This is a genomic window from Embleya sp. NPDC025285, from assembly GCF_055558835.1.
Genome location: NZ_JBVHLU010000095.1, coordinates 25,245 through 40,957 on the forward strand (window position 1 = coordinate 25,245; position 15,713 = coordinate 40,957).

At 70.5% G+C, this 15,713-nt stretch carries 12 protein-coding genes and 1 pseudogene; 6 read left to right on the forward strand and 7 right to left on the reverse strand.

Translation table 11 applies throughout. From position 1 onward, the window contains the following. Positions 1 to 78 precede the first annotated feature (78 nt). Positions 79 to 693: pseudogene (locus tag ACZ4FV_RS40810) on the forward strand (TetR/AcrR family transcriptional regulator); the annotation flags it as partial. Here the strand turns inward: ACZ4FV_RS40810 and ACZ4FV_RS40815 are convergent. Next, complete coding sequence (locus tag ACZ4FV_RS40815; protein ID WP_395864230.1) at positions 630 to 1,925, reverse strand: MFS transporter; 1,296 nt, start codon at positions 1,923 to 1,925, stop codon at positions 630 to 632. The pseudogene ACZ4FV_RS40810 and the gene ACZ4FV_RS40815 overlap by 64 nt on opposite strands. Positions 1,926 to 2,066: 141 nt before the next feature. On the opposite strand from ACZ4FV_RS40815, the gene ACZ4FV_RS40820 reads away from it, so the two are divergent. Continuing rightward, complete coding sequence (locus tag ACZ4FV_RS40820; protein WP_465325759.1) at positions 2,067 to 3,164, forward strand: P1 family peptidase; 1,098 nt, start codon at positions 2,067 to 2,069, stop codon at positions 3,162 to 3,164. 133 nt (positions 3,165 to 3,297) lie between these two features. After that, the gene (locus ACZ4FV_RS40825) at positions 3,298 to 4,176 is read left to right on the forward strand and encodes an MHYT domain-containing protein (RefSeq protein WP_465325761.1); all 879 of its coding nucleotides are present in this window, start codon (positions 3,298 to 3,300) and stop codon (positions 4,174 to 4,176) included. A 281-nt stretch (positions 4,177 to 4,457) separates the two neighbouring features. On the opposite strand, the gene ACZ4FV_RS40830 is transcribed toward ACZ4FV_RS40825, so the two are convergent. Then, entirely contained in the window at positions 4,458 to 5,522 is a 1,065-nt protein-coding gene (locus ACZ4FV_RS40830; protein ID WP_402239253.1) for a tetratricopeptide repeat protein, read from the reverse strand. Between the two features lie 505 nt (positions 5,523 to 6,027). On the opposite strand from ACZ4FV_RS40830, the gene ACZ4FV_RS40835 reads away from it, so the two are divergent. After that, the gene (locus ACZ4FV_RS40835; protein ID WP_465325763.1) at positions 6,028 to 7,158 is read left to right on the forward strand and encodes an Rv3169 family protein; all 1,131 of its coding nucleotides are present in this window, start codon (positions 6,028 to 6,030) and stop codon (positions 7,156 to 7,158) included. 273 nt (positions 7,159 to 7,431) lie between these two features. On the opposite strand, the gene ACZ4FV_RS40840 is transcribed toward ACZ4FV_RS40835, so the two are convergent. From ACZ4FV_RS40840 to ACZ4FV_RS40855, 4 genes are all read right to left on the reverse strand, one after another. Continuing rightward, positions 7,432 to 8,556: an NAD(P)H-dependent flavin oxidoreductase gene (locus ACZ4FV_RS40840; protein ID WP_395864238.1), complete on the reverse strand. Its 1,125-nt coding sequence runs from the start codon at positions 8,554 to 8,556 to the stop codon at positions 7,432 to 7,434. Between the two features lie 153 nt (positions 8,557 to 8,709). Further along, complete coding sequence (locus tag ACZ4FV_RS40845) at positions 8,710 to 9,867, reverse strand: thiolase domain-containing protein (RefSeq protein WP_395864239.1); 1,158 nt, start codon at positions 9,865 to 9,867, stop codon at positions 8,710 to 8,712. Then, positions 9,864 to 11,003 carry a lipid-transfer protein gene (locus ACZ4FV_RS40850; RefSeq protein WP_395864240.1) on the reverse strand — a complete coding sequence of 380 codons (1,140 nt, stop codon included), beginning with the start codon at positions 11,001 to 11,003 and terminating at the stop codon, positions 9,864 to 9,866. Before ACZ4FV_RS40850 ends, ACZ4FV_RS40845 begins: the two co-directional genes overlap by 4 nt. Beyond that, on the reverse strand, positions 11,003 to 11,998 hold the full coding sequence (locus ACZ4FV_RS40855; protein WP_395864241.1) for a Zn-ribbon domain-containing OB-fold protein: 996 nt from the start codon (positions 11,996 to 11,998) through the stop codon (positions 11,003 to 11,005). Before ACZ4FV_RS40855 ends, ACZ4FV_RS40850 begins: the two co-directional genes overlap by 1 nt. Before the next feature lie 165 nt (positions 11,999 to 12,163). On the opposite strand from ACZ4FV_RS40855, the gene ACZ4FV_RS40860 reads away from it, so the two are divergent. After that, a complete protein-coding gene (locus tag ACZ4FV_RS40860; RefSeq protein WP_395864242.1) occupies positions 12,164 to 13,762 on the forward strand; it encodes an AMP-binding protein in 1,599 nt (532 codons plus the stop codon). 139 nt (positions 13,763 to 13,901) lie between these two features. On the opposite strand, the gene ACZ4FV_RS40865 is transcribed toward ACZ4FV_RS40860, so the two are convergent. Then, on the reverse strand, positions 13,902 to 14,678 hold the full coding sequence (locus tag ACZ4FV_RS40865) for an SDR family oxidoreductase (RefSeq protein ID WP_395864243.1): 777 nt from the start codon (positions 14,676 to 14,678) through the stop codon (positions 13,902 to 13,904). 271 nt (positions 14,679 to 14,949) lie between these two features. Between ACZ4FV_RS40865 and ACZ4FV_RS40870 the strand changes: the two genes are divergently transcribed. Beyond that, positions 14,950 to 15,210 carry a hypothetical protein gene (locus ACZ4FV_RS40870; protein ID WP_395864245.1) on the forward strand — a complete coding sequence of 87 codons (261 nt, stop codon included), beginning with the start codon at positions 14,950 to 14,952 and terminating at the stop codon, positions 15,208 to 15,210. Positions 15,211 to 15,713: the final 503 nt, after the last annotated feature.

The window sequence follows — 15,713 nt, forward strand, 5'->3', positions numbered from 1 at the left end:
ACAGTGTTCGTAAAGCTGAGCGATCGGTGTGGGGTTGATCGAGGAGGTGGCGCCGTGTCCGAGGTTCCCGAAGTACCCATGCCGCCCTGGCGCACGTCGCCCAGGAGTCGGGCGGCGCGCAAGCCGACCCTGAGCCAGGAGGCGATCGTCACCGCCGCCCTGGAGATCATCGACGCGGAGGGCATGGACGCGTTGAGCATGCGCCGGATCGCCCAACGCTTCGACACCGGCGCGGCGTCGCTGTACGCCTATGTGGCCAACAAGGACGAGCTCGTCGAGCTCGTGGTGGACCGGGTCAACGGGGAGGTCCGGATCCCGGTCGCGGATCCCGAGCGCTGGCGCGAGCAACTGCGCGAGGCGATGTTCGCGATCCGCGACGTGTACGCCTCACACCGAGATCTCGGCCGCGCCCTGATCGGCGCGGTGCCGATGGGACCCAACTCGCTCGACTCCTCCGAGCGCCTGCTGGCCATCCTGCGCGCGGGCGGACTGTCCAAGAAGGTCAGCGCGTTCGCGGCCGACCTGCTGTCGATGTACACCGTGATGTCCGGCCTGGAGATGGGCGGCCAGGGCACCATGCACGGGTCGACCGACGCCGAGCGCGACGCCTACTACCGGCGGATCCACGACTACTTCACGTCGCTCCCGGCCTCGCGCTTCCCCACGCTGATGTCGATGTCCGACGCGTTGACCTCCGGCGACGGCGACGAGCGCTTCGCGTTCGGCATCGACGTGTTGCTGCTCGGCATGGTCGCGTACTCCGAACGGGAGTCCTGACCCGGCGTCAACAGCCCGGCCAGGACCGGGAGCAGCGCGCAGATCGTGTACGCGCCGGCATAGCCGCCCGGGCCGCCGATGATCATCCCGAACAGCGGTGGTCCGGCGGCGGCGGTCAGGTTCTGGCCGGTGTTCTGGATGCCCATCACCCGACCCGCCCACGCGCCGCCCGCGATCTCGGCGACCGCCGTGAACGCCAGCCCGTTCCAGCTCACCGTGGCCACCGAGGCGAGCAGTAGGAAGCCGATCGCGACCGGTCCGCCGATCACCGAGGTCAGCGCGAGCGCGCCCACCACCACGGCGTTGACCGCGCACAACGTCCGCATCGGCCGCAGCCGGGAGCCGACCAGGTCCGACCAGCGGCCGACCGCGATCCGGGTGCCCGCGGCGACCAGTTGCACGGCCGCGAGCAGGCGGCCGGCGGTGGTCGCGGTCCAGCCGTGCTCGGAGACCAGGTAGTCCGACGCGAAGGACACCACCACGAACTGGGGCACCACCAGCAGCGCGCTCGCCGCGTGTATCCGGTACAGGATCGGCGAGTCGTACGGGGAGGCGGGCCTGCTCGCACCGGCCGGCGTCTCGGGTCGGGCCGGGTCGCGCACGATTACCGCGACCAGCGCCGCACCCAGCACACACAACACGGCCGGGAAGACCAGGGCGGCCCGAAAACCCGCGTGGGTACCGATCGGCGGCAGCACCAGGGCGCCGGCCACCATGCCCAGTGGTTGCGCCATCTGCCGCATGCCCATCGCCAGTCCGCGCTGCTCGGGAGCGAACCAGCCCAGCACGACTCGCCCGCTGGCCGCGTTGACCGCCGCCGAGCACGCGCCGGCGACCGCGAGCCAGCCGGCCAACCACACCGCGCCGTCGCCGGCCAGGGCCACCACGATCGCGACTCCGGCCAGCGCCAGACCCACCGCCATCACCCGGCGCTCGCCCCAGCGATCGGCCGCGGCGCCCCACAACACCAGGGTCAGCAACAGGCCGAAGGTCGGGCACGCCACGACCGTGCCGGCCTGCGCGAGCGACATGCCCTCGTCCTCGCGGAGCACCGGGACGAGGTAGGCGAGGCCGTACAGGAACACGCAACTCGCCAGTTGTGCGCACATTCCGATGGCCAGCATCAGCCAGCGCCGGCTCTCCCCCATCGCGCCACCTCCACGTCGATATCAGTGCACCATACAAGCTTTCTCAGAGCTTGAGACGAGAATCTTGAACTCTGAGACATGCTGGATGGAGCAGCATGGGAACAGGGACCTCAGCACGGTTCATCGCTCTCGGGAGGCCGCATGTTCGACGTCGAGGAATACAAGGTCGGACCGCGCAACGCGATCACCGACGTGGCCGGACTGCGGGTCGGACACGCCGCCTACACCGATGCCGGCGCGATGACCGGCACCACCGTCCTGCTCGGCCCGGTCGGCGGGTTCGTGGCCGGGGTGGACGTCCGCGGCGGCGCGCCGGGCACCCGCGAGTTGGACGCGCTCGACCCGCGCAACCTGGTGCCCCGGATCGAGGCGATCGTGCTCAGCGGCGGCAGCGCGTTCGGCCTGGACGCGGCGGGCGGCGTGGTGGCCTGGCTGGCCGAGCGCGGTCGCGGGTTCCCGGTCGGCACGGAGCCGCATCAGGTGGTGCCGGTGGTGCCGGCCGCGTCGTTGTTCGACCTCGGACGCGGTGGCGACTGGGCCCGGCGGCCGGACGCGGCGCTGGGCCGGGCGGCGATCGCGGCGGCCGACGCCGAGCCGGAGCACGCGCCGGTGCCGATGGGCAGTGTGGGCGCGGGCACCGGCGCGATGGTCGGCGGACTGCGCGGCGGGGTCGGCACCGCAAGCGTGGTGCTGCCCGGCGGGGTCACCGTCGCCGCGCTCGCGGTGGTCAACGCGGCGGGCTCGGCGGTGGACCCGACCGGCGGGCTGCCGTACGCGGTCGGCCTCGGCCTGCCCGGCGAGTTTCCGCTCGTCCCGCCCGAACACGCCGAACACGCCGCCGCGTTGGACCGCGCTGCGGCGTCGGCCAAGTTGCCGCCCTCGCTCAACACCACGATCGGGATCGTGGCCACCGACGCGGTGCTGACCAGGTCGCAGGCGCACAAGGTCGCGGGCGTCGCGCACGACGGGCTGGCCCGGGCGATCCGACCGGTGCACACGCTCTACGACGGCGACACCGTCTTCGCGGTGTCCACGGCCCTGGTGCCGCTGCCCACGCCCGATCCGACCACGCCGTACGGGGTGAACGCGGAGGCCGCCGCGCTGACCGTGATCCACGCGGCGGCGGCGGACGTATTCGCCCGGGCCGTGCTGCACGGCGTACTGGCCGCGAAACGCGGCGGCGAGATCCCGGCTTACCGGGATCTTTATCCGAATTCCAGCTCCGCGTACGGGCGGTGACGTTCTCGATCTTCGTTTCGGAATGTCGCAAACCCGCCTGAGAACCGCCGGCCCGGCTGCCCTATCATCGGCGATTCGACGATGACATTCCCCGCTTCCGAAGGGGCCTGGACTAACGGAGCGGTTTGCCGGCATGGGACACGTAGATCATTTCGCGTACGGAGCTGTGACCCCGGGCATCGCCTATCTCATGTCGTGTGTCGGATCGGCTCTGGGGCTGCTCTGTACGACACGGGCGCGCGCGGTGCGCGGTTGGGTTCGGGCACGTTGGTTGGTACTGGGCGCGGTGTCGATCGGCGGCACCGGAATCTGGGTCATGCATTTCATCGGCATGCTCGGATTCTCCGTGCGCGAGACACCGATTCGATACGACGTGACCAAGACGATGACATCGCTCGTGCTCGCGGTGGTGGTGGTCGGCATCGGCATGGCGGTCGCCGGTCGGCGCGACGCGGGCGCGGGGGGACTGGTCCTCGGCGGGGTGATCACCGGTGGCGGCGTGGCGAGCATGCACTACATGGGCATGGCCGCGATGAGCCTGGACGGTTCGGTCGAATACGACTCGTTCCGGGTCGGCCTGTCGATCGTGATCGCGGTGGTCGCGGCCACCGCCGCGCTGTGGGCCGCGTTGAACGTGAGCGGATTCGCGGCGACCGGGGGCGCCGCGTTGATCATGGGCCTGGCGGTCAGCGGAATGCATTACACGGGCATGTCCGCGATGAGTGTGCGCACCGAGGGCAGGCACGGCATGGCACACGGCGTGGAAGCCTCCCAATTCCTCGCGCCGTTGATCACCGGAATCAGCCTTTTCACGGTGATCACGTTGTTCGTCGTCGCGCTGTCGCCGTCCGCCGACGAGATCAAGGAAGAGGCGGAACTCGACGCCCGATTGGCCCGCCTGGAGGACAACCGGATCGGTGCGACATCGGCCGCGAGTCGGGTCGGCCGACGGGCGTCGCGCCGGCACGGGGCGGAAAGGGATCCGCGGGACTACTTCCACTCCGGACGCTGATCTTCGGACGCGATCCTCGGACGCCGATCCGGAGCGGCCCGTCGGCACGAGGAAACCGGGGACGGGAATCCGGAAGCCGGAATTCCGGAACGGGGAAGTCGAACCCGAACCGGGAAAGCCGAACGAGGAAGCCGGAATATGGAATTCCGGTTTCCTCGTTCGGTGCCGTCCGCGTCTTTGCCTCCGCCCGGGCACCGGCTCGACGACCACGCGGGGACGAGTGCCCGTGACTCGGCGGGAAGCCGTCCTTGCCCCAGAGCATGCGCCGGGGGATCCGTGCGCTATTGCGTCGGTTCGAGGACCGGGCCGAGTGCGGCGATCGCGTCGAACGGTCGTTCCTGTCGCTCCCGACGCCGCGCCGCGAATCTGCCCCACAACCCGGGTCCGCGGTCCTCGTCGTCCCCGCGCGCCCGCTTGCGGGCCGTACCCATCTCGCTCAGCGCCCGGCCCTCGCCGAGGCGGTCGCCGACCTGCCCGAACAGGGTCGCGGCCTGCTCGTGCGCGCCGACCGCCTCGTCGAACCGCCGCAACTGCTGGAGCGCGGCCCCGAAGCTGTTCAGCGCCTGGCCCTCGCGGTGCCGGTCGCCGAGCTTCTCGAACAGGGTCGCGGCCCGCTCGTGCGCGTCGGCCGCCTCGTCGAACCGCCGCACCTGGTGCAACGCGCCTCCGAGGCAGTCCAGTGCCTGGCCTTGTCGGTGCAGGTCGTCGAGTTCGGTGAACAGGGTGGCGGCCTGCCGATGCGCCTCGATGGCGTCCTCGAACCGCCGCACCTCCTGAAGGGCAAACCCGAAGTTGTTCAGGGCCTGGCCCTCACGGTGGTGGTCGTCGAGTTCGGTGAACAGGGCCGCGGCCTGCCGATGCGCCTCGATGGCCTCGTCGAACCGCCGCACCTCCTGAAGGGCGATGCCCAGGTTGTTCAGGGCCTGGGCCTCGCGGTGGTGGTCGTCGAGTTCGGTGAACAGGGCCGCGGCCTGCCGATGCGCCTCGATGGCCTCGTCGAACCGCCGCACCTCCTGGAGAGCGGTGCCGAGGTTGTTGAGGACCTGGGCCTCGCGGTGCCGGTCGTCGAGATCGGCGAACAGGGCCGCGGCCCGTCGATGGGCGTCGATGGCTTCGTCGAACTTCCCCACCTGTTGGAAAGCGGTACCCAGATTGCCCAGCGCCTGGGCTTCGCCGTGGTGGTCGGTTTGCTCACGGCAGTTGACGAGGTCTTCCTGGTGGGCGTCGATGGCCTCGTCGAACCGCCGCACGTGCTGGAGGGCGGTGCCGAGGTTGTTCAACGTCCGCCCCTCGCCGTTGCGGTCGCCGAGTTCGCGGCAGATGACGAGGTCTTGCTGGTGACTCATGATCTCTCCCGACGCGTCGCGGACTTCCATCCCGACCGCCCTTCCCCACGACGGTGGGCGACAGCGTGGTCCGGGCGGTATCCCTACACATGGACACCTTCAGTAACACGTGTCTCACGGAGCGTGGCAACCGCACCGACGGCTGGAGGCCCAACCGAGTGGCGGATTCAACTACATGGCCGATATGTCCGATATGTCCGATTCTTCCCGCCACATACCTCCGATGCCCGACCGGGCCGCCGCCGGACGTCACACCGGCATCGCATCGGCAACGCACTGCCGTGGAGGCACCGCACCGGCAGCGCGTCGAGGTCGCGTCGTGCGACGCCGCACCACGCCGCGCCCGCCGAAGCCGCCCGGTTCGCGACCGCACTCGAGGAGCGATGACCCCGGCCGTGCGCGAGCGAGACGCTTGATTGCGTCAATGATTTGACGCAGACTCGCACGACGTCTCAACCAGCGCCAACGCGTCGGCGCACGTCGGCGCGTGGTCAGGAGGAATCCGATGCCGATCCCCGTGCCCCTGGACGAATATCCGGTCCACCAGGTCCCGCTGTTCCACAGCGAGGTCGGCTCGACCGACCGGAACTTCTACGACCGCTGCATCATGCACGCCTACGACCGCGCGGGCGGCGTCCAGATCGCGACCGGCCTGGGGGTCTATCCGAACCTGGGCGTGATCGACGCGTACGTGGTGATCCGCAAGAACGGCCGCCAGCACGCGGTGCGGATGTCCGGCGCGCTCGGCCCGGATCGGCTCGAGCAGGAGGTCGGGCCGTACCGGATCGAGGTCCTGGAGCCGCTGGCCAGCGTGCGCGTGGTGTGCGACGCGCCGGACCAGGGCATCTCGATCGACCTCACCTTCACCTCACCGTTCGCGCCGCTGCCGGAACCTCGACACGTGCAGCGCAGCGACTTCAAGCCACTCCTGGACGCCTCGCGCTTCGTGCAGATCGGCGACTGGACCGGCACGGTGACCCTGGACGGCGAGGAGATCGCGGTCACCCCGCAGACCTGGTCCGGCTCGCGCGACCGCTCGTGGGGCATCCGCCCGTCGGGCGAGGCGCCGCCGGCCGGGCGGCCCGCGCAGACCGCCGGGTTCTGGTGGAACTGGATCCCCATCCACCTCGGCGACCAGGCGCTGATGATCATCGCGCAGGAGTCGGCCGAGGGGCACCGCTTCCTGACCGAGGCGATCCGGATCTTCCCGATCGCCGACGGGAAGGCGCCCGAGCAACTCGGCTGGCCCGAGTTCGACGTGCGCTACACGTCCGGCACCCGGATACCCGAGGGTGCCGCGATCCACCTGACCGACCGCAAGCGCAACGCGCTCACGCTGCACCTGGACAACCACGGGTACATCGCGCTCAACGTCGGCGCGGGCTACGGCGGCGACCCGGACTGGGGCCACGGCCAGTGGAAGGGCGAGGACTACCTCGACGGCGCGGTGTACGAGCAGCAGGATCCCGAGGTGGCCAAGCGCATCCCGTTCAGCGTGATCGACCACGTCGCCTCCGCCCGACTCACCGGCCCCGACGGGGCGTTGCTCGCCGAGGGTGTGGGCATCTTCGAGCACGGCACCTTCGGTCGGCACGACCCATCGGGCTTCACCGGGTGGGACTCGGTCGCCCCGTAGGCGAACCGCCGGCGTCGGGCACCTCCACACGTGTCGAGACCCGACGCCGGCGAGCCGGCAAATTTTACCGACATCTCGCCGCCGACACACGCAAAACACTCAAGTTGCGGAAATACCGAGACAGTTCGCGATATCCATAGGCGCGGGACCGGTGTCACTCACTCCCGTGACCCGCCGACCGCCGGGCCGTGCACGCGAGTCCTCCCGCGCGCCCGGCCCGGCAGGTCTCGGCCGGATCGAAGTCGCCGCCGGATCCGAGTCGCCGCGGCGGGCTCAGTCGTCGGCGAGGAACGCGGTCAGCCGCTCGGTCGTCTCGATCCACTCCTCGACCAGGGACAGCACGACCTCCTGCGTCGGCCGCACCCGGTCGAGCATGCCCACGACCTGGCCCACCGGCCAGCCGTTGAGCTCCTTGTTCTTGGTCCGGGTGAAGCGCCGGGACGCCGCGTTGAAGATGATGCCCTGGAGCGGCATCGGCAGCGGGTCGGGATTCGCCGGGTCCTCCCACGCCTCGGTCCACGCGCTCTTGAGTTGGCGGGCCGGCTTGCCGGTCATCGCCCGCGAGCGCACGGTGTCGGTGGACTTGGCCTCCAGCAGGTTCTGTACGGCCACCTCGTGGGTGTCCGCCTCGGCGACGGTGAGCCACAGACTCCCCGTCCATACCCCCTGCGCGCCGAGCGCCAGGGCGGCGGCCATCTGCCGACCACCGCCGATGCCACCGGCCGCGAGCACCGGGACGTCCGGGCCGACCGTGTCCACTACCTGCGGGATGAGCACCATCGTGGAGATCTCGCCACAGTGCCCACCGGCCTCGGTGCCCTGCGCGACCACCACGTCCACACCCGCCTCGACCTGCTTTTGGGCATGCCGAGGGCTGCCGCACAGCGCGCCGACCAGAACGCCCGCCGCGTGGCACGCGTCGATGATGTCGGCCGGCGGCGGGCCGAGCGCGTTGACGAACATCTTGACCAGCGGGTGCTTGAGCGACACCTCGATCTGCGCGCGCGACTCCAGGTCCACGTTCAGCCCGGCGGCCTTGACCGGCTTGTCCGTCAACTCGGCGGGCAGCGCCGGGATCCCGTGCCGCTCCAGCAGTTCGTCGACGAACTTCCAGTGCTGCTCCGGGATCAGCTTCTCCAGATTGCTCGGCAGCGCGGCGTCGCCGCCGCCCTTGCCGATGTACGCCATCGGGATCGCCAGGTCGACGCCGTACGGCTTGCCGTCGGTGTGTTCGTCGAGCCAGGCCAGCTCGATCTCCAGTTGCTCGGGATCGAACGCGAGCGCGCCGAGGACGCCGAAGCCGCCGGCTCGGCTGACCGCCGCGACCACGTCACGGCAGTGGGAGAACGCGAAGATCGGGAAGTCGATCCCGAGCCTCGCGCAGATGGGGGGCTTCATCGCCAGAACCTCCGGTCACCGGGTGAAGGCCCCAGAATAGGAAGGCTCCTTGACCAAATCAAGGTCAAGGAGCCTTACCATTTGCCGGTCGACACATCGGCCGTCGCGCCGAGCCGCGTTCCCGCGCGATGTCACGGGAGCGGCGCGGGGCCGCTACGGCTTGTCCGCACCCACCGCCCACATCGCGAAGTACTGCGCCGCGGCGCCGTACGCCTGCGCCAGCGCGACCTTCGCGCCGTCCACCTGGTGTTCTCCGGCCGCGCCCCGCACCTGGAGGGCCGCCTCCAGGAACCGCAGCATGCCGGACGCGCCGATCGGGTTGGAGGAGAGCACGCCGCCCGACGGGTTCACCGGGAAGTCGCCGTCGAACGCGGTCTCACCGCGGTCGACCATCTTCCAGCCCTCCCCCACGGGCGCGATGTCGTGGCCCTCCAGCCACATCGGCTCGTACCAGGAGAACGGCACGTACAACTCGGCCACGTCGATCTGGCGACGCGGGTCGGTGATCCCGGCCTGGCGGTAGACGTCCCACGCGCAGTCGACGCCCGCCTGCGGGCGGATCGGGTCGCGGCCGTTGAACGAGGACGGCTCGGAACGCATCGAGGTGCCCAGGATCCAGGCCGGGGCCCGGCCGTCGGCCGCCGCCGCGTCGCCACCCGCCTCGTCGGTCAGCACGATCGCGCCGGCGCCGTCCGAGGACGGGCACGACTCCAGGAAGTGCAGCGGGTCCCACATCATCGGCGACTCGCGGACCTTGTCGATCGAGATGTCCTTGAGTTGCAGGTGCGCGTACTGGTTGCGCAGCGCGTTCTGCCGGTCCTTGACCGCCACCTGCCAGCCGATGTGCTCGGGCGCCCCGGACTTCTGGATGTAGGCCCGAATCCAGGGCGCGAACGCGCCGCCCGCGCCGATCGACCCGGACTTGCCGCCGCCCAGGCCGAATTGCGCGTTGCCCTCGGACTGCTTCTCCCACGCGACGGCCAACACCCGCTTGTGCACGCGACTGCTGATCAGGTGTGAGGCGACGATCGCGGTCGACCCGCCCACACTGCCCGCGGTGTGCACCCGAAACACCGGCTTCCCGGCCCCGCCGAGCGCGTCCGCGAGGTAGAGCTCGGGCTTCATCACACCCTCGAAGATGTCGGGGGCCTTCCCGATCACCACCGCGTCGATGTCGCTCCAGGTCATCCGCGCGTCGTCGAGCGCGCGCTGGGCGGCCTCGCGGACGAGGCCCGCGATGGACAGGTCGTCCCGCCGCTTCTTGTGCTTGGTCTGGCCGATGCCGACGACGGCAACGCGCTCATGGGTCATCGGTTGTCACCTTCCAGGACACAGACGAGGTTCTGCTGGAGTGCCGGGCCGGACGTGGCGTGCCCGAGCGTGCGCGAGCGGCCGTCGACCAGGATCCGGTCGGCGGCGGCGGCGATCCGGACCAGGCCGGTGGCCATCAGCGGGTTGCCGGTGAGCGCACCGCCGGACGGGTTGATCAACACGTCGTCGGCCAGGCCCAGAGACTGCCGCAGGATCACCTCCTGCGCGGTGAACGGAGCCATCAGCTCGGCCACCTCGACACCCGCCACACCGCCCGCGCGCTCGGCGGCGATCCGGGTCGAGGGCGAGTCGGTCAGGTCACGCAGCGCCGGGTTGTGCACCTCGCTGCGGTGGTCGAGGCCGGTGATCCAGGCCGGGCGCTCGGTCAGTTCGGCCGCGCGCGGACCGCGGACGAGCACCACCGCGCACGCGCCGTCCGAGATCGGCGGCAGGTCGCTCTTGCGCAGCGGGTTGCGCAGGTATGCCTCGGCGAGCAGCTTGTCCACGTCCTGCTCGGCGTTGCGTACCTGCTGCTTGGGATTGCCCGCCGCGTCGCGCCGCGAGCGTGCGGCGATCTCGGCGAGTTCGCGTTCGGTGGTCTTGCCCGACTCGATCAACTGCCGGGCCTGGAGCGCGGCCAGCGAGACCGGGTCCAGGCCGAGCGGCGCGAGGTAGTACGGGTCGAGTTCCTGCGGGTAGATCGCGGCCGGGTCGCCGGTGGAGGACTTGCCCGAGCCCATCGCCACCGCGATGTCGATGTCGCCGTGCTTGAGCCGCACCCAGGCTTCGTACATCGCCCACGCGCCGTCCATCTCCACGTGCGACTCGTGGATCGGCGGCCACGCGCCCATCGCGTCCAGGTTGGGCACGAACGAGAACGTGCCGCCGGAGATGTAGTCGCACGAGCCCTGGCAACTGAAGCCGATGTCGGAGCGCTCGAGGCCGACCTTGCCCAGGGCCTCGTCCACGACCATCAGCAGCATCTCGGTCTCGGTGAGCTCCTGCCGGCGCACCGCCGGGAGCTGCGCGGTCGCGACGATCGCGATGTCGCTGTCCTGCCGCACTGCCGTCTCCCTTGTCTCGCCCGCCTCTTGGCCGGTCCGGCCGGTGCCGTCCGCGTTGTGACGCGCCGTCATCAGAACACCCGGTTCATGTACTGCTCGGCGGGCTCGTCCGGCTCGCCGGTGTGCCGCCAGCCCTTGATGAAGCCGGAGACCGTGCCCCAACCCTTGCTGGTGATCTCCGCCGCGTCCCGCTCGGCTTCGGGCATCCACTCGGCCTGGACCCGCATGCCGACCCGGATCTCGGACACCGGGATGTCCAGGATCTGCTGCTGGGCGATCACCATCTCGTCGCCTTCGAGCACGACGGAGGCCCGCGCGAACGGCTCGGTCTCCTTCTGCCCGGGGTAGGGCGTGGGGGTGATGATCGTGTAGTTGGACACCACGCCCCGGTCCGGCAGCACCTCGTCCAACTCGGGGCCGAGCAGGATGGCGTCCACGGAGCAGTAACCCCGGCCCAGGAACACGCGGTTGCACTGCGGGCAGCGCTGGCCGGTGAGCCGACCCGCCCGCAGGTTGTTCGCGTAGCGGACCAGGGTGGGCGAGAGCACGTCGGTGTAGGTGATCTTGGAGAAGTACTCCATCGTGGTCACCTCCTGCGCCTCGCCGGGCTCACCCGCCGGGGCCTGGGCATTCTCGCCCGGCACGAAGCAGACGATGTCGTCGATCCGGCCGACGGGCTCGTCGCGCCAGCGCGGCGCGACCCGCATGCCGGTGCTCACCGCGTCCTCGCTGCCGGCGTCCAGCACGTGCACCAGGTCGGTGTCCGCGCCGTCCAGCCGCACCAGCACGAAGGCGAACGGCCGGTCCAGCGGGTGCGATTCGATCGGTTCGGCGACCCAGGTCCAGGACCGGACGGTGCCGATCGGACCCACCTCGACGAAGTCGTGCGCGAGTTCGTTCCCGGTCTCCGGGTCGTACTCCATGGGCGGCACGATCACCCGCTCACCGGAGCGGATCCCGACGATGCGACGGGCGGTCAACTCCGAGAAGAAGCGACCCATGACCGGTCCGAGTGTGCGCTTGTAAGGGAACTGGATAGTACTGACGGTCTGTGTCGACACGGTCATCCTCTCGGCCTGGGAACGAGGTCGGCCACCGGCCGAACGATAGGTAAGGTTCCTTGACGAGGTCAATGGATGGCGAAAACATGTTCTCGCACGGCGACGCCTTCGGCCTCCGCCACGGTCCGCCGCCATCCGTCATCGTCCATCGCCTCCGAGGGGAAGCCGCAGATGTCGTACGACCTGCCCGCCGCGCTGCACCGCCCGGTATTCGTCCCCGATCTGCTCCTGCACGCGCTGACCAGGCATGCCGACAAGCCGGCCGTCTACCTGACCGACCGACCGGCGGGCGAGGATGTCTTGACGGCGCGTCAGGTCCGCGACGAGATCAGCCGCTACCAGCAGGCGTACGCGTCGCAGGGTGTGGTCAAGGGCACCATGGTCTCGGTGCTGTCCGCGAACCGGCCCGAGGTGTTGTTCGCGACCGGCTGCAACATGCTGACCGGCTGTCGCGCGACGCCGCTGCACCCGATGGGTTCGCTGGAGGACCACGCGTACGTGCTGGCCGACGCCGGTGTCGAGGCGCTGATCTACGACCCGGGACCGTACGGCGAGCGGGCCGCAGCGCTGAAGCAGCGGCTGCCGCACCTGAAGCTGCTCGCCTTCGGGCCGGCCACGGACGGGCTCGGGGTCGATCTGCTCGCGCTGGCCGCCAAGTTCGAGCCGGGTTCGATCACGCCGCCGCAGGTGAGCGCCGAGGACGTCTCGGGCTACGCGTACACCGGCGGCACGACGGGGCGGCCCAAGGGCGTGATGTCCACGTACCGCTCCGGGGTGACCCTGCCGACCATCCAACTCGCCGAGTGGGACTGGCCGGACGAGGTGCGCTTCCTGGTCGCGACGCCGCTGTCGCACGCGGGCATGTCGGCGTTCATCCCGACGCTGTTGCGCGGCGGCTCGATCGTGGTGTTGCCGCACTTCGATCCCAAGCAGGTGCTCGCGGCGATCGAGAAGTACCGGATCACCGCGACGATGCTGGTGCCGACCATGCTGTATGTGCTGCTGGACCACCCCGACCTGGACAAGCACGACCTGTCCAGCCTGGAGACGGTGTTCTACGGTGCCTCGGCGATGTCGCCGGCGCGGCTCAAGGAGGGCATCGAACGGCTGGGGCCGATCTTCTTCCAGTACTACGGTCAGGCCGAGTGCCCGATGACGATCACCGTGCTGCGCCGGGACGAGCACGACCCGAACGACCCGGCGCGACTCGCCTCGTGCGGTCGGCCGGTCCCGTACCTGACGGTGCGGCTGCTCGACGACGACCTGAACGAGGTGGCCCAGGGCGAGCCGGGCGAGATCTGCGTCCGCGGGCCGCTGGTGATGGCGGGCTACCTGAACAAGCCCGAGCAGACCGAAGAGGCGCTGCGCGGCGGCTGGTTGCACACCGGGGACATCGCGCGGGCGGACGCGGACGGCTTCCTGACCATCGTGGACCGCAAGAAGGACATGATCATCACCGGCGGCTTCAACGTCTTCCCGCGCGAGGTCGAGGACGTGATCTCGGCGCATCCGGCGGTGGCCGCGGTCGCGGTGGTGGGTGTGCCGGACGACAAGTGGGGCGAGGCGGTCAAGGCGGTCGTGGTGCTCCGGCCGGGCGTGGAGGTGGATCCGGCGGAGCTGATCGCGCTGGTGAAGGAACGCAAGGGCGCGGTGCAGGCACCCAAGTCGATCGACTTCACCGATGCGATTCCGCTGTCGCCGCTGGGCAAGCCGGACAAGAAGACGCTGCGGGCGCGGTATTGGGGGGAGGGCGGGCGGCAGGTGAACTGAGTCGGGGCGTGGTCGCGGGGCCTTCCGGGGGTGTGGCGCGGGTCGCGTGTGTTGCGCATCTCGCGCGGGTTGCGCGGGTCGCGCGTTCCGGCGGAAGGCCCCGCTGGGCGTCGGGTCCGGTCGTGAGCCCGGCCACGGACTACTTCGCGTTCGCGCTCACGCGCTCGGTGAGGAAGTCCTCCCAGGTGCGGGTGCCGACCGTGCCGCCTTCCAGGGTCAGGTTCTCGCCGGCGCGGTACGCCCGACCGGCCTTTCCCGGGAAGCGCACCGGCATCATCGGCCGACGCCGGCCGCGTGCCTGCAGGTAGCTGCGGCTCAGCTCGCGCATCCCGTACACCTTCGGGCCGGCCAGGTCCCGCACCAGACCTGCCGGCTCGCCGAGCGTCAACTCGACCAGCCGCTGGGCCACGTCGCGCGGGTCGACCGGCTGGAGCCGGACCCCGCCCGGCACCGGCACCACCGGCAGCTTGGTCATCTTGTCCACGGCGGTCAGCATCAGGTCGTGGAACTGGGCGGCGCGCAGCGTGGTCCACGGCAGACCCGACTCGGCCACCGCCTGCTCGGCGCCGAGCTTGGCCTTGAAGTAGCCGAGCGGGACGCGGTCGGCGCCGATCACCGAGATGTAGACGAGGTGCCGTACGTCGGCGTCCTTCGCGGCCCGGACCAGATTGCGGGTGGCCTCGTCGTCACCCTTGGGGCCGCCGGCCAGGTGCAACACGGTGTCCGTGCCGGCCACCGCCGCTTCGACGCCCTTGTTCTCGAGCAGGTCGGCGGTCACGTACTCGACGCCTTCCGCGGCCGGACCACCGCCGGTGCGGCTGAGCACCCGGATCCGGTGGCCCGCGTCCCGCAGCAGCGGGACGACCAGGCGGCCCAGCGTGCCCGTACCACCGGTGACCAGAATCGACTTCGTCATGACAGCTCCCGTTGTGCGGACCGGGCTTCGGTTCCCGGTCTGGGTGGGGCCCCGATGGGCTCCTGCTTCCATGACGGAGGGGGTGGAGAAAGTGTGACGGGGTGATCGGGGTCGGGTTTTACGGTGGGTCTCGGACGGGCGCACGGGCGGGTTCGGCGGAAGACGACGGAGCGGGGCGGCAGTGTTTCCCAGTGGTTTCGAGCCGGAGCGGGTCACCCGTTTGACCAGACTGTTGGACGAGTGTCGGGCGGCGATGGCCGCCGGGACGGGGATGGACGAGGTGCAGCGCGTTCTGGCCGCGCGGGGTCTCGAGCCGATCGACGCGATCTTGCTGACCCGGCTACTGCTCGGGGCCGGGCCGGACGATCTCGGGCGGGCGAAGTGGATCGTCTTGGACAGCGATTCCAGACGGCGCGAACGCGAGATCCATCGGGAGTTCACGGAGTCCGTGTATCAGGCGCTGGAAGCTCTCGCCGAGGGGACGCGGCGGCCGGGTAGACGGGAGACGGGACTGTCCACAGGCTGTGCATGAAACCTGGGGATCAGTGCGCTCGGGTGCGCGGAGGCCGATTCCTCCAACTTGCCGGGATCCAGCCGAGTCCGGGCACAGGGCCAGTGGTGGTCTGTGACGCGGCGTCCGGCGCCACAGTGGCGCTGCTGGACGGGGCGGCGTCTGCTTCGGCGCATGTGGAACCCGGGCCCGGATGGGCTGACCTGTGGATGCCTGGGTGCCTGTCATCGGCCGATGAGCACTGTGATGATCACCGGTGTGGGCGACACGGGGGCGGCGGCCGGCGACGGGCCTCAAAGAGGGGGGTCGGGTTCGGCGGGTTGTCCTTGCCGGGCGGTCGCAGGGCACGGTGGGTGCCGTGGCGGTGGGCATCGGTGATGCGCCGGGAGCGCCATGGACCGAACCACCGCCGTGGGCAGGGCACGGTGTGGGGGGGGGGGGGGGGGGGGGGGGGGGGGGGGGGGGGGGGGGGGGGGGGGAGGGGGGGGGGGGAGAGGAGGAGCCAGACACGCAGTAGCGGCGGC

Excerpts from the sequence above, each read along its gene's own strand:
- ACZ4FV_RS40820 (WP_465325759.1), top strand. The coding sequence starts at position 2,067 with ATGTTCGACGTCGAGGAATACAAGGTCGGACCGCGCAACGCGATCACC.
- ACZ4FV_RS40860 (WP_395864242.1), top strand. The coding sequence starts at position 12,164 with ATGTCGTACGACCTGCCCGCCGCGCTGCACCGCCCGGTATTCGTCCCC.
- ACZ4FV_RS40835 (WP_465325763.1), top strand. The coding sequence starts at position 6,028 with ATGCCGATCCCCGTGCCCCTGGACGAATATCCGGTCCACCAGGTCCCG.
- ACZ4FV_RS40850 (WP_395864240.1), bottom strand. The coding sequence starts at position 11,003 with ATGACGGCGCGTCACAACGCGGACGGCACCGGCCGGACCGGCCAAGAG.
- ACZ4FV_RS40840 (WP_395864238.1), bottom strand. The coding sequence starts at position 8,556 with ATGAAGCCCCCCATCTGCGCGAGGCTCGGGATCGACTTCCCGATCTTC.
- ACZ4FV_RS40815 (WP_395864230.1), bottom strand. The coding sequence starts at position 1,925 with ATGGGGGAGAGCCGGCGCTGGCTGATGCTGGCCATCGGAATGTGCGCA.
- ACZ4FV_RS40825 (WP_465325761.1), top strand. The coding sequence starts at position 3,298 with ATGGGACACGTAGATCATTTCGCGTACGGAGCTGTGACCCCGGGCATC.
- ACZ4FV_RS40845 (WP_395864239.1), bottom strand. The coding sequence starts at position 9,867 with ATGACCCATGAGCGCGTTGCCGTCGTCGGCATCGGCCAGACCAAGCAC.
- ACZ4FV_RS40865 (WP_395864243.1), bottom strand. The coding sequence starts at position 14,678 with ATGACGAAGTCGATTCTGGTCACCGGTGGTACGGGCACGCTGGGCCGC.
- ACZ4FV_RS40830 (WP_402239253.1), bottom strand. The coding sequence starts at position 5,522 with ATGAGTCACCAGCAAGACCTCGTCATCTGCCGCGAACTCGGCGACCGC.
- ACZ4FV_RS40855 (WP_395864241.1), bottom strand. The coding sequence starts at position 11,998 with ATGACCGTGTCGACACAGACCGTCAGTACTATCCAGTTCCCTTACAAG.
- ACZ4FV_RS40870 (WP_395864245.1), top strand. The coding sequence starts at position 14,950 with ATGGACGAGGTGCAGCGCGTTCTGGCCGCGCGGGGTCTCGAGCCGATC.